General features: G+C 39.5%; 14 protein-coding genes. 3 read left to right on the forward strand and 11 right to left on the reverse strand.

Annotated elements, in window-relative coordinates; translation table 11 throughout:
• Positions 1 to 45 precede the first annotated feature (45 nt).
• The 5 genes from G6Q00_RS04055 to glmU all read right to left on the reverse strand — a co-directional run bounded on the left by G6Q00_RS04055 (position 46) and on the right by glmU (position 4642).
• Positions 46 to 1704, reverse strand: a complete 1659-nt coding sequence (locus tag G6Q00_RS04055; protein ID WP_163532125.1) for an L-lactate permease — start codon at positions 1702 to 1704, stop codon at positions 46 to 48.
• 83 nt (positions 1705 to 1787) lie between these two features.
• Positions 1788 to 2345, reverse strand: a complete 558-nt coding sequence (locus G6Q00_RS08565; protein WP_163532165.1) for a thiamine phosphate synthase — start codon at positions 2343 to 2345, stop codon at positions 1788 to 1790.
• 5 nt (positions 2346 to 2350) lie between these two features.
• Positions 2351 to 2572 carry a hypothetical protein gene (locus G6Q00_RS04065; RefSeq protein WP_163499189.1) on the reverse strand — a complete coding sequence of 74 codons (222 nt, stop codon included), beginning with the start codon at positions 2570 to 2572 and terminating at the stop codon, positions 2351 to 2353.
• Between the two features lie 8 nt (positions 2573 to 2580).
• A complete protein-coding gene (locus tag G6Q00_RS04070) occupies positions 2581 to 3261 on the reverse strand; it encodes a F0F1 ATP synthase subunit A (RefSeq protein ID WP_163532126.1) in 681 nt (226 codons plus the stop codon).
• A gap of 64 nt (positions 3262 to 3325) precedes the next feature.
• A complete protein-coding gene (glmU, locus tag G6Q00_RS04075) occupies positions 3326 to 4642 on the reverse strand; it encodes a bifunctional UDP-N-acetylglucosamine diphosphorylase/glucosamine-1-phosphate N-acetyltransferase GlmU (RefSeq protein WP_163532127.1) in 1317 nt (438 codons plus the stop codon).
• Between the two features lie 75 nt (positions 4643 to 4717).
• Here glmU and fliP point away from each other — a divergent pair, with 75 nt between their 5' ends.
• Positions 4718 to 5470 (forward strand): flagellar type III secretion system pore protein FliP, encoded by a 753-nt coding sequence (gene fliP, locus G6Q00_RS04080; protein WP_163532128.1) that lies wholly within the window; start codon positions 4718 to 4720, stop codon positions 5468 to 5470.
• Here fliP and G6Q00_RS04085 read toward each other — a convergent pair.
• The 3 genes from G6Q00_RS04085 to G6Q00_RS04095 are packed head-to-tail and all read right to left on the reverse strand — an operon-like array spanning position 5441 to position 7380.
• A complete protein-coding gene (locus tag G6Q00_RS04085; protein WP_240330978.1) occupies positions 5441 to 5866 on the reverse strand; it encodes a DUF4149 domain-containing protein in 426 nt (141 codons plus the stop codon). The two genes, fliP and G6Q00_RS04085, sit on opposite strands and share 30 nt — an antisense overlap.
• A gap of 49 nt (positions 5867 to 5915) precedes the next feature.
• On the reverse strand, positions 5916 to 6554 hold the full coding sequence (locus G6Q00_RS04090) for an outer membrane beta-barrel protein (RefSeq protein ID WP_205426492.1): 639 nt from the start codon (positions 6552 to 6554) through the stop codon (positions 5916 to 5918).
• A gap of 10 nt (positions 6555 to 6564) precedes the next feature.
• Positions 6565 to 7380, reverse strand: a complete 816-nt coding sequence (locus G6Q00_RS04095; RefSeq protein WP_205426493.1) for a flagellar hook-basal body protein — start codon at positions 7378 to 7380, stop codon at positions 6565 to 6567.
• Positions 7381 to 7433: 53 nt separating this feature from the next.
• On the opposite strand from G6Q00_RS04095, the gene G6Q00_RS04100 reads away from it, so the two are divergent.
• Together G6Q00_RS04100 and G6Q00_RS04105 are read left to right on the forward strand one after the other, a co-directional pair.
• The gene (locus tag G6Q00_RS04100; protein ID WP_205426494.1) at positions 7434 to 8012 is read left to right on the forward strand and encodes a DedA family protein; all 579 of its coding nucleotides are present in this window, start codon (positions 7434 to 7436) and stop codon (positions 8010 to 8012) included.
• Between the two features lie 54 nt (positions 8013 to 8066).
• Entirely contained in the window at positions 8067 to 8243 is a 177-nt protein-coding gene (locus tag G6Q00_RS04105) for a hypothetical protein (protein WP_163532132.1), read from the forward strand.
• A 73-nt stretch (positions 8244 to 8316) separates the two neighbouring features.
• Here G6Q00_RS04105 and G6Q00_RS08450 read toward each other — a convergent pair whose 3' ends face one another.
• From G6Q00_RS08450 to G6Q00_RS04120, 3 genes are all read right to left on the reverse strand, one after another.
• The gene (locus G6Q00_RS08450) at positions 8317 to 10731 is read right to left on the reverse strand and encodes an outer membrane beta-barrel protein (RefSeq protein WP_346265332.1); all 2415 of its coding nucleotides are present in this window, start codon (positions 10729 to 10731) and stop codon (positions 8317 to 8319) included.
• A 5-nt stretch (positions 10732 to 10736) separates the two neighbouring features.
• Entirely contained in the window at positions 10737 to 11429 is a 693-nt protein-coding gene (locus G6Q00_RS04115) for an outer membrane beta-barrel protein (protein ID WP_163532133.1), read from the reverse strand.
• A 1102-nt stretch (positions 11430 to 12531) separates the two neighbouring features.
• On the reverse strand, positions 12532 to 13080 hold the full coding sequence (locus G6Q00_RS04120; RefSeq protein ID WP_205426496.1) for a YtfJ family protein: 549 nt from the start codon (positions 13078 to 13080) through the stop codon (positions 12532 to 12534).
• Positions 13081 to 13172 lie beyond the last annotated feature (92 nt).

Below are 13172 nucleotides of genomic sequence, written 5' to 3' on the forward strand. Positions count from 1 at the left end.
TTGCAATATCGGTTAAAAATGCTTTTACTCAACCCCATTTAAAAATTAACCCATTTTAGGGACCGGTACAACTTGGGGAAATCCATAGGCAATAATGGTAATGATGATTCCAATTAGAATCACAAATAAAATAGAATACTTCACTGTAAATTTAAATAGATCAGATTCTTTGCCGGCTAAACCCACCGCAGCGCAGGCAATTGCAATGCTTTGGGGGCTAATCATCTTGCCTAAAGTCCCCCCTACAGTGTTAGCTGTAATGGTTAAAATTTCAGGAATTTTCAAATTATTAGCGGTGAGTTGTTGGAGCGATCCAAAGAGTAAATTAGAACTTGTATCACTTCCGGTTAAAAACACACCCACCCAGCCAATAATAGGCGAGAAGAAAGTAAAGGCTTTACCGGTATGGGTGAGTGCTAGCGCCATTGTCGCTGAAATCCCGCTATAGTTAGAAACATAAGCAAAACTTAACACAAGTCCAATTGTAAGAACCGGATAGCGCATCTCTTTAAGTGTCTCGCCAAAAACGCCCACCGCCTCACTCATCTTAACTTTTAACACAAGTACACTCAAAATAGCCGCAACAAAAATAGCTGTACCTACCGTGTTAATTAAGGGAAGTTTAAAAACAACGGGGGCTGTTGGGCTTTTACCCTCCATGACAAAGGGAGCGCTCTTAAAAATCTTTTGGCTAATGCTTGTAAATTCAAAGTAAAAATCAGAAAATGCGAGTAATCCCCCCTTAGCAAAGAGACTTTTAAACCAAGGTTGTGTCCAGACAATAATGGCTAAAATCAAAATAATAAAGGGAGTCCAAGCGATTAAAATTTCATAAATTGGGTGTTGGTGGTGGGTGCTTTGGGTTTGTCCATCACTTCTAAAAATGTGCTTGGGTTGCCAAAAGCGCAAAAATACAGCTGTAGCTACTAAAGAAATGATGGCTGAGAGAATCCCGGGAAGTTCAGGGCCTAGATAGTTAGAACTTAAATACTGGACTAAAGCAAAGCTAAAAGCAGCAACAAAAATAGCGGGGAAAGTTTCTTTAATCCCGCGCAGCCCATCCATTAAAAAGACGATAAAAAAAGGTACAAGTAAACTAATGAAAAATAAAAGCTTACCCGCCATAGCGCTAATAGCTAGCGCGCTTACCCCCACCGCTCCAGCCATTGCTGTAATGGGAATGCCCACCGCTCCAAAGGCTACCGGTGCGGTATTAGCAATTAAGCATAGCCCGGCAGCATAAAGCGGATTTAGCCCTAGTCCGGCTAAAATGGCTGCTGTAATGGCTACAGGCCCTCCAAAACCAATCGCACCTTCTAAAAACGATCCAAAACAAAAGCCAACTAGAATCACTAAAATGCGGTGATCGGGGGTGATGGATTGTACACTTTCTTTTAAGATTTCAAAATACCCAGATTTGACACTTAGTTTATAGGAAAATATCGCCGCGATGATAATCCATGCAATAGGCCATAGGCCATAAAGAAAACCATAGGCAAAGCTAGCCCACACCATCGCTATAGGCATTTTATACACAATAAGCGCGATGAGTGCTGAGAGCGCAACACTTAAAAACGCGGCTACATGCCCTTTTAACTTAAAGACAATCAAGGACATGAAAAACAGCACAATGGGTAAGACAGCAACCAGCGCGCTAAGCCAAATATTTCCCAGTAAGGGGGCATAAACCTGATGCCATTGCATGGTTTTCCTTTATCTTAAATTAAAAACCGCTTAGTATAACATAAACTGCGGGCTAGCCGTGATCACTTGTATCAAAAATAGGGCTATTTATTCAAAAAGCAACGCATGCCTGCAAACCCCCTTAAACCTTTTTCTGCTAGAAGTGTGGCTAGTTCTAAGCGCATACCCCCTAGTGCAAATAAATGTTGTTTTACCTCTAAGCAAAATTGATCTAAATAATCTAATCCTAGTGGGGGTGCTTTATTAGGTGTAGCAAGAATGGGGCTTAGGGTGCAAAACTGCGCCCCTAAATCTAAAGCTTGCATGACTTCTAAGGCGTTGTGGGCACTATAAAAACTACTTAGAGTGGGCGGAATTGTTATAATACCTGCAAGTTCTGCTCCCTTGACATGCACGCCCATAAAGCCGTGTTCTAACGCCTTTTGTACACTTAATTCAAGACTAGCTAGGTTAAGATAACTGATAACATGGTGGGCATAGCAGGTTTGTACAAAAAGTTTTAAATGAGAATTGGCTATTTGTGTAACTCTTAGGCATGCTCTATCAATGGAGTGGGTTTTAAAAACAGATTGTAAAAGGGTTTGAAAAGCCTCTGTAGAAAGATGATTGATAAAAGCAGGGGTGATCCAATAAGCTTCCAGATTGTTTAAAGGCGCTCCTTAGAGTTTTCTTTAAGCATGGCAGATATGGATTTTGAGATCAAGGCAAAGAAGCTAAAAAGAGCAAAAACAAAGAGACTTAAAAAGATCGAGACCACTAAACCAAAATCGCTAAAGATAAAAAAACACAATCCCCCGCAAGCTAGCGCAATCCCTGCAAACAACCCGGCAAAGAAATCTAAACATGAAATCAGTGTATCTTTACTCATGTTAAAACTTAATGTTGCTCATCTACTAAAACAGCGCCTGCCAAATAAACATAGGTTAAAATCATGAAGACAAAGGCTTGTAAAATGCCCATGAAAAAGAGTACCATAAAGGGCGCAACTGGAATAACCCATGGTACAAGTAAAAGCATGATGAGTAAAAACATATCATCGCCCTTAATATTCCCAAAGAGCCTAAAGGATAAAGAAATAATACGCGAGAGGTGTGAAACAATTTCTACAGGGAACATAATAGGCATGAGCCATTTAACTGGCCCTAAAAAATGGGCAAAATAGCGCACAAAACCCTGCGTACGGATACCCTCAAAGTGGTAGTAGAAAAAGACAATAAGGGCTAATACAAGTGTAAAACTCCAATTTGCCGTAGGCGCTTCAAAACCCGGGATAATACCTATCATATTGGCATAGAAAACAAAAAGCGCAATGGTGCCGGTTAGAGGAAAATATTTGCGCGCTAATTCCTCGCCAATGACATCTTTAGCCACAGATAAAATCCCCTCAATCACAGCCTCATAGATATTTTGTAGCCCAAAGGGTACCATTTGCAATCTTTGAGCGGCTATTTTGCTAACGATTAGAGTAAAAAGGGCGCAAAACACCGCATAAAACCCGATGATAAAATTGTGATCGTCATTAATTAGACCTGCAAAAGTAAAAACCCGATGATCCATGCCTTCTCCAAAATTTCTATTATAACAAAATTACCCAAATCCAAACTTACTACAGGCTAACCTATTATGTTTTAGGGAGTTTATCAAAAAACCGGTAGTAACCCTGAGCTTTATTAATTTGGGGGGCGCGTGTTAGCACCAAATCCCCCTCTTTCATTTCTTGACTCACACTACTACCCGCCCCGATAAGCACATGGGAGGGGATATTTAGAGGGGCGATAAGCTGGGTATCACTACCGATGAATACATTTTCTCCAATGGTGATAGAGTGCTTGTTTTTGCCGTCATAATTACAAGTGATCACCCCCGCCCCAATATTAGTTCCCTTTTGGATTTGACAATCCCCTAAATAGCTTAAATGCCCGGCCTTTACCCCGCTTAATTGGGCGTTTTTGATCTCTACAAAATTACCCACATGGCTATTTTTGATAGAACAACCCGGGCGAATATGGGCAAGTGGCCCAACACTGCTAGCTATGATTGTACTTTGTTCAATCACACTATGGGCTTTAATGTGTGCATCTTTAAGATAACAAGACCCTATGATACACACCCCCTGTTCTAAAATACAATTCCCTTCAAAAACCACGCCTTTTTCTAAATAGATTGTGTGTTCTAAGTGCATGCACACGCCTAAATCCATTGCCCTTTGGCGTAACCTCTTAAGCATCACTTCCTCAGCTTTTGCGCGTTCACTTTGGGAGTTAACGCCTAAAAAGTGGGTTGGGTTGACAAATATAGGGGTAAATTCTACCCCTGCTTTAGTTGCTAACTGCACTAACTGGGTTAAATAGTATTCTTTTTGTGCGTTTGAATTATCTAGCTTAGGTAGAAATGTCTTTAAAAGTGCGCGATTAAAGAGATAAACCCCAGCATTGAGGGTATCAAGGGCTAGAGTAGTTGTATTGGCGTCCTTTTGCTCAATAATGGCTTTGACTTTTCCTTGCTTGAGTTGTACACGCCCATAGCCGGCTGGATTTTCTAGTTTAAAAACCCCAATAGCATTATTTGTTTGGTTAATAAAGGGTTGTAGCGCCTCTTTGCTGATTAAAGGCATGTCAGCATTCAGGATTAATACATGGGAGTGGGCAGTATCAAGGGGGTTTTTATCTTCATTCATGAGTGCTCCCCCAGTACCCGGGAAGTCTGGATTTTGTAAATGTAAAGAGAGGGGCGTATCTTTAAATGCCTTTTTAATCACCGCCTCTATTTTCTCATGTTGGTGTTGCAAGATCACATGTACATCATCACTAATACAAAGTGCTTCTTGTAAAACCCAAAGCAGCATTTCCTGCCCACAAATTTTATGCAAAACTTTAGGCAAAGAAGAGCGCATGCGAGTCCCCTTACCCGCTGCTAAAATCACAACCGAAACCGCCATTAATCCCCTTTAGGCAATTTTAACATCAGGCTTATTATACTCAAAGTTTCTCATCTCTCTTCCAAAGGTCCATTGTTGCGCTTTTTTTTCTTTTGGGCTATTTTGGCTTTTTCTCTAGCATGCGCTGCAACGCTTAAAGACCCAGTAATCCCTACGATTAATCTCTCACTTACTGCCCCCCATACACCTACACAGCTTGTAACAACTCTAAATGTTGTGTTGGTATTAACCCTTCTAGTGCTAGCCCCCTCGCTTATTTTAGTGATGACAAGTTTTATCCGTCTCATTGTGGTTTTTTCTTTTCTGCGTACAGCTCTAGGCACGCAACAAACCCCGCCCACACAAATTTTAGTCTCTCTAGCGCTTATCTTGACCTTTTTTATCATGGAACCTGCGGCTAAACAAAGCTATGAAAGCGCGATCAAACCCTATTTAGCAGAAAAGATTTCTTATACAGAGGCTTTTGAAAAGGGAATTGTACCCTTTAAAGAATTTATGCTTAAAAACACCCGTGAAAAAGATTTAGCCCTCTTTTTTAGAATCCGCCATTTAGAAAATCCTAAAAACGCTGCTGCTGTGCCCTTAAATATCTTAGTACCCGCCTTTATGATTAGTGAGCTTAAAACGGCCTTTCAGATTGGCTTTTTACTCTACTTACCTTTTTTGGTAATTGATATGGTGGTGAGTTCTATTTTAATGGCTATGGGTATGATGATGTTACCCCCAGTGATGATCTCCTTACCCTTTAAAATTTTAGTTTTTATTTTAGTAGACGGGTTTAATCTCTTAGTAGAAAATTTAGTGGCTAGCTTTAGGCATATTTCTTAAAGCGCGGCTACAAAATGAAAAACAAAGCAAAACTAGAAGGATTTTAAAAACAATCTCGCTTTGTGTGTGCATTTGGGCAAATTTTTGAGTTGTAGTATAAGCACTCCCTAGACTTTGAGCCCTAAGAATAAAGGGCGTGTAATAAAAGCTAAAGAGAAAAATCAAAACAGAACTAGCTAGATGAGATAGGCGTAAAAGAATGGCTTTTTTGAGTATTAAACTATCTAGCACTAAGATACAAGCTAGGGCGTTTAAAACCCAGTTAGAGCGGATAAAAATATGACTCATTAAAATACCTGCATCATAGCGGGTAAGAGGTGTGGGTAAAATACCAGAGGTTTTAAAAATAATAGGGGCTACACAGGCTCCGGTAAAAATTACAATCCCAACCCCCATACCTATGAATAAAAGAACTAAAACCCCCCATGAACGCGCTAACAAAGGATTAAAAAAGAAAGTAATAGGCGGCTGTAAAAGCCCAATCGCGTTTGAGGGAAAGATAAGTATTTTCCATAACAGGGGTGTACATGTGCGTAACACGCATAGGGATTTTAACCCCTAACTCAAAAGCGCTATGTCTAGCCACCACAAGCCTTGCCCCTGCATTAAACATCCATTGAAATTGTGTGGCATTGCTCCCATTGATCGCAGACCAAGTATTGCCCCCTACAGCCACCCCGCCAAAAACACCAAAATTAGATCGCTCCCCATTGAATAAATTAATGAGTAAATCTATTCCCACCCCATAACCGGATAAATTAAAGGTATTTCTACCAAAATACGAGGCATTGTTATACACAACCTTACCAAAGTTAGTTAGCCCCCAGTTATAAAAGCCATAATAACGCAACCCAAAATACCCCTTTTGTCCAAAAAGCTGGTTATAACCTATATGCACCCCTATACCTTGAGTGATGGCACTACGATCAGCATAGCTAGGGGTTTGATCGTGTAAAATACGCGCTTTAAAAGTAGAACCCCCCACTTCATACATTGCGCCTACAAAAAAGGCGCTTTGTTCTGCTTGTAAATTCCCTATTAGAGTTAGTGCTCCGGCTAGAATTAAAGTTTTTGATAATTGCATTAAATTTCCTTTATGCACGCAGGGCTAACTTATTAATGGCCTCTGTATGCATGTCATCCATATGGGTTTTTAAAACTTTAGAATACATGTCTACTAGGCGGTTAGCCTCAATTAAGCGAGTCATTTCAAGTACAGCATTTACATTGCTTTTTTCTAGGAAGTGTTGGCGCACAATAGGCGCATTAAGTTCTACTCTTTCTGCCATTTTTTCTTGTGGGTAGGTGTATAAATTATTGCCTATTTTCTTTAAAAACTTTTGGCTTTCAAAGCCTACAATGGCTAAATTACCCCCCGGCACTTCCTCATCACCCTGTCTAAAAAATACCGCCCCATTAGGATTAACACTTACACTAGATCCGGGCAACATTTGAATCCCTGCTTGGTTTTGAATACCCCCACGGCTTAGTACATGGTAGCCCTCTTTGGTGCTTAAAAACCCCTGTGAATCAATGGTAAAACTCCCATCTCGCGTAAAAGCCACCCCCTGCGGGGTTTGCACGGCAAAATAGGCGTTAGAATCACTTAAAGCAAAATCTAGTTCATTATCTGTCTTTTGCATAGGGCCTAGGCTATAATCGGTGTAGCGCTCGGTAATAATAGGCACGCGATTAAGATTACGGTTGAGGTATTTAGCCGCTTGTTTGGTTTGATCGTGTAGGGGGAGTTTATCGCGGTAGTTTTGATAAAGCCGTAAAAAATCGCCCACCACCACATCATCGCGCTTAAAGCCGGGGGTGTTTAAATTAGCTAAATTATTAGAAATTTGATCTAATTTATTAAACTCATTAACCATTCCACCGGTAGCAGCATAGTAGCCATTTGTCATATAGACTCCTAAAACTTTTGTGTTATTATACCCTAAAATTCTCAAGGACTAGCGTGCAAGAAAGCCTCCAGCATTTCCAAGATATGTTTAATACATGGGGTTATTTATTATTATTTGTGTATTCTCTTGGAAGTGGCTATGTGGGGATTGTGCTAGCTGGGATTTTAAGCGCTGGGGGGCACATGGATATTAAAATGAGCATGCTAGTAGCGGGTTTGGGTAATTTTGTGGGGAGTTGTTTACTGGTCTATGTAGGGCGTACCCAAAAAAAAGAATTACATGCCTATTTAACCAAACACAGACGCAAATTTGCTTTAATTTATATCTGGATACGCAAATACGGCGCGTGGTTGATCTTTATTAACAAGTATATTTATGGGGTTAAAACTATGGTGCCCCTAGCCATTGGTTTAAGTAAGTTTGATTTTAAACGCTTTGTATGGCTTAATGCTCTCTCTTGTGTGCTTTGGGCTTTGATCTTGAGTTTACTAGCCTACTATGCTAGTACTTGGATGCGCCACTCTTTAGAACAAAGTAGCGCCTACTCTTATGTTTTACCCTTAATTTTTATAGGATTTCTCATCATTTTATGGCTTTTCATTGTTAGATTAAGCAAGAAAATTAATCGTTAACACGCAGTTATTTTAAAAAGTGTAGCGTTAAAGCCTCAACTAAAGGAGATTTTCATGAAAATTAAGTGGTTTGTTGTTTCTATCCTGAGTGGTGTTTTGGTGATGGGTTGTACTAAAACTGCAAGTACGGCTAATTGTTCAAATAAAAAACCCGTCGCTACAAAAGGTCTAGCCCAACAAGCTCCCTCAGATCAATGCCCCAATGATGGCGAACCTAAACAAGTAGAATAAACAGCTAATCTAATAGATTTTTAGCTAGTGTTGCTTGTTTTTAACAAATTACCTACTTAGGATTTTGCTACAGCTAAAAAAAGGTGGTAAAGTCCATAAAAATATCTGTACTTTTGTAACTATCAATGAGTTTAAGGCTACCATTTGGATCAAGGCTACGGGTTTGATTAACTAGCGGAATGTGTGCGCCCAAACTCCATTTAAAACGGTTAAACCGTGCGCTTATGCCCACCGTTGCATCAATGTTTAAATCATAGCGCATAAGCGAGCCCCCAAAATAATTCGCATTCCAAAAGTTTACCACCCCTAAAAGCCCGGCAAATAAGCCATAAGCCCTAACTTTTACATGCCCTATTCTAGGAAGCCCCATTTTAGGTACGCTAATCTTGCTATAAATATTAAAAAGTAAATTACTCCCCACGCCTAGCTGGTAGCGGTTAAGATTGTTGATACTGCTTTGTGTGCCCATATACAAATAACGGTAGCCCGCATAGCCATAATAAGACATTCCCACAAAGGAATTAAAATATTTTTGATACCCAGCAGTTGTAAAAAGCCCTATTCTTAAAGAGTTTGAGCGCATGTTTTTAGTAGAAAAAGTAACTAATGGTGCTTGGGGTTTTTGTACTTGGGGCAGATTAGCCGCGTTAGTGCTAATAGGGATAATGCCGGTAGGGGTAGTGGGGGTTAAAGTAGGGATATTAGGCATAGAGGGGATAGAAAAGAGTGGGATAGATTGAAAATTTTTTGCATTATTATAAGCGGTTTGAGCGGTGTTGATATTAGTTTGTGCAATACCTAATTGTGCATCAATTTCTTCTTCTACTCTTTGTGTATTGCTATTTGCATCCGTATTGGGTAAGAATCCAAAATAACTCAAAAAGATCGCATTTGCCCATGAGTTATACCAACATACACCGTAGCCTTGTGAAAAGCTCATGCCTACAGTGGGGCTACTATCGCAGTACTGCACATTGGGTAATGATTTATAAGAGGAGGGTAATGGAACAGACGGTTTGCCTTGCTCTTTATACGGGGGAGTATAATGAGGTTCTACACCGCTCATGATCCATATAGGATTAAGTACAAAAAAATTTAGCATATCTGGTATAAAAGTATTAGCATAAGCTTCTACAATAGTATTTGCCTGCGTGAAATTACCATTATTTAAATCTCCCTCTAGCAAGGTGTAGAGATAAGAGCTTGTTGTAAAATTTCCCTTAAACCCTGCAGCGCCTACATAATTGTTTAAAATATTAAAAAAAGTTCCCATTTCAGAGGAATGGTAATTAGCCTTCTCAATGTAATACTTACCTGATCCTATTTGTAATTTTGAAGGATCAAAGAGTGTATCCCACACATCTTTATAGCTTAAGCCATATTTTGTAAGTGCGTTATTAAAGTTGGTGAGGGCTGCAGTAGTGCCACCTGCTACCCCACAGCTTGATGAAGTAGAACCATAAATTACAATATTAAAAACACAAGTATCGCCAGCATCAATATAGTTTTCGTGTGCGGCGTTATTTAAAGAATAGGTTACTCCGTCTGCATAGTTCACCCACTGGTTATGAAAAGCCCGTCCCAGTATGTAGGATATATCCAAAACTTGGTTTAGGGCATTTGTAATATCTGCATTTTTAATCGCATTTAAATTATCAAGATTTTGCGTATTTGTCCGTACAATGGCTTGGTTTACCTGATTTAAAGTAGTTGCATCTTGGCTATATGTGCTTACCATTTGATTAATATCGCTAGAGAGAGTTATAATTGCTTGAGAAACTTCAGAGGGGGTTAGAGAAGAAATATTACTACCATTTGTATTTAAAGGCGGGGGGAGAGATAGGGGGGTGTAGTATTTGCATGGACTCTTAGAAGATGAGGAAGGAAGGGGTGGGATTGATTCGCATAAATCCTTAGCAATTTGCTCATTTATGCTATTTAGCGAGTTAAAAGTACTGATAGCCTGTTTAAGTGTCTTTAAATTTTGGGTGTAAGCTTGGTTAATCTGAGTCTCATCATGTTTAAGCGCTTGTTGTGCGCTGTTGATGAGTTGTTGGTTTTCTTTGTTATAGGAGTTGATCGTATTGTTAAGGTATTGTTGGTAGGCAGATAAAGAACTCTTGACACTAGCCAGCAGATTTTTAACATCTGGATTTTTAGCTAATGCGTCTAATTTATCAACAAGGTGATCTAGGGCTACTGAGGAGGGGTTTGCCTCTTGGAGTTGCTGCGCTAATTTTTTAAGCTGGGTAATGGTTTGTTCTTTATTATCTTGCAAAGAGGAAATAGCTTTGTCATAGGCGCTAATTTCGGCTTGGTAGGCTTGCTGGGCTTGAGTATTAATTGAGCTAGCATTGCTACTTTGCATAATATCCCCCGGTCCCCCTCCCATGCCAAAGGAAAGAAAGGGGCCATCTAAATAAGAGGAGTAGGGGTGGGCTTGGATAAAAGAAAATAGCAGAAAGAAAAGAAAAGCTAATCTTAACATCACATCTAAAAAACCCGTGTAAAATTCATAAAAATTTGGGTACTTTTATAGTTATCTATAATATCAAGGGTTTCTAACCCACCGCTTCCATTAGGGATTTTAATCACGCGGATTTGATTAGTAAGCGGGACATAAACCCCTAAACTCCATTTAAAATGATCGGTACGCAAACTAATACCTAAAGTAGCGTTGAGATTAGCGTTGTTGTTGACATAGCTATGGCTTTGATCTAAGAGGCTTTCAGTCCAGATATTAACCATGGCTAGTAAGCCGCCAAAAAAGCCGTATGCCTGCATTTTAGGGTGGGCTTTGTCTGCGTTTTTGATCTTGCTATAGACATTAAAAAGCATGTTAGCGCCAAAACCTAAGGTGTAGCGGTTGACATTATTTAAATCGCTAGCCATTTTCATGGCGTTATTCATATACAAATAGCGGTAGCCAAAATAGCCATAATAAGAGACCCCAAAAAAGGGCGTGAAATATCTTTGATACCCCCCTTCTGTTTGCATGCCTATTTGTAAAGAGTTGTACCGTCCATGTCCTGTTGGCTCTAAGGGGGGTTGTTTGGAGATTAAAACACTTCCGCCCCCAAGATTCATACCCAAAGAGAAAAAACCCCCACTAAGATAAGAGGCAAAAGAGCGGGCGTCTGCGACTACAAAAAAAAAAAAAACGGATAGAGCTAAAAACCTTATCATCAAATCACCTAAATTCTAAAACCATTACTCCAAGAAAAAACTTGAGAAATTTGCCTAGAAACGGCCTTTTGAGTGTAGCACAAATCTAATAAATTATATCCAATGTTTGGGGTTTATAGCTATTTAATCAACTTTCCTACCCCAAACTTCCATGAAATCAACCCCTAAAACTAGCCAAAAAGTCTAAAATCTTTAGTATTGGAACACTTTAGCGCTAGCTAAAGCTTGCAAGCTTAAGCTAACAGATTATAAGAGCTAAGGGCTTTGTGTTGTAGTGGGGGTATCCATAAAATCCCCTAGTTTTGGCGCGGGGAGTGTGTTAAATGGCTATGTTTATTCTCTAGGAGATTAAAATTAATCATTCTTTAAAAATCCTATAGGGTAATGGTTAGCTTAGCATTCTTGACATACTCCCCATAGCTTAAGCTTGTAGGATTGATTAGAATCATCAAGGCTTGGTAGCTAGGTCGGTCTGTAGCCTCTACTCTTTAGAGTTAAGCCCTTACTCTGAGGATTATAAAACAAAACCTTTGGCATGGCGCTCTTTATCCTCATATCTAAAGCTAGGGGCTTTGTGGCGTAGTTGGCAGGCGTAAGTTGTAGGGAATACTTTGCTAAACAAGTCTAAAGTGGGTTTTTGGGCACTTATGTAAAAACCTCTTATTAGCTACTTTTGTTTTACTACTAACGCCAAAAGTCTGCAAGATTAAGCTAACAGATCATAAGAGCTAAGGGCTTTGTGTTGTAGTGGGGGTATCTATAAAATCCCCTAGCTTTGGGTGCGGGGAGTGTATTAAAATGGTTATGTTTATTCTCGCTAAACAAATCCAAAACGGGTTTTTAGACGCTTTAGCGTTGTATTAAGATTATCAAAGCTATTAGAGAAAAGGCGTTACTTATGCAAAAACTCTTAATCTATTTTAGTTCTACCACTAACTAAAAACCTACAAGCTTAAGCTAAGCGAATTAAGACGCTTGCTAAAAGTTTTAGATTGTAGTGAGGGTATCTATTCTAAAGAGGAAAAGTTACCAGCCTTAGCTGACCTTGATGATCCTAAAACCCCCAGCTTTGGGCGCGGGGTTAAAACAGGTAGGTAAATAACTACTCTTGTTGTAATTTTTTAGCTAGATCAATGACTTGTTGTATTTGGGCACTACTAAGCCTACCCTCATGCACATACCGAACTTTACCCTCTTTATCTAGCACAACAATCAAACTTTCTTGTTTTTTTAACCCCCAAGCTTTTTGCACCACCCCCTCATTGTCCATAACCACTTGGCTATCTGGGTGTTCTTTTTTAGCCTTTTTGGTTTCCCCCCGCACAAAAAGACCCGTTCCCATTATGGCATCGTCTACATTAATGATATTAGTCGTTTGGTATTTACTTGCATCAAAATGTTGTGCCACGATTTTATCCATTAAAGGTTGGTTTTCTGCCTTCACATTTTTGCGTCCGGCTATATGCTGGAGAATACGCACTTTCCCGGGTAAACTTTGACTACTCCAAGCCTTGTATGCAATATCACCCTTGTTTAAAACAAGCTCCCCTTTATCTTGTACCACCACGCTTGCTAAGGGTTTGTTTAAAACGATGTTTGTCCCATGTACCATGCTCAATGTTAGTAGCAAACTTCCAAATATCTTTTTCAACACGCACCTCACAAAAGTTTAAGACATGCTATCATAAATATTTAAACTCTTTTTAAATATTAAAAACTTAATTTGACAATAGCACAAACACT

Origin of the sequence: Helicobacter suis, assembly GCF_902196125.1 — a bacterium.
Taxonomy (GTDB): Bacteria; Campylobacterota; Campylobacteria; order Campylobacterales; family Helicobacteraceae; genus Helicobacter; species Helicobacter suis_B.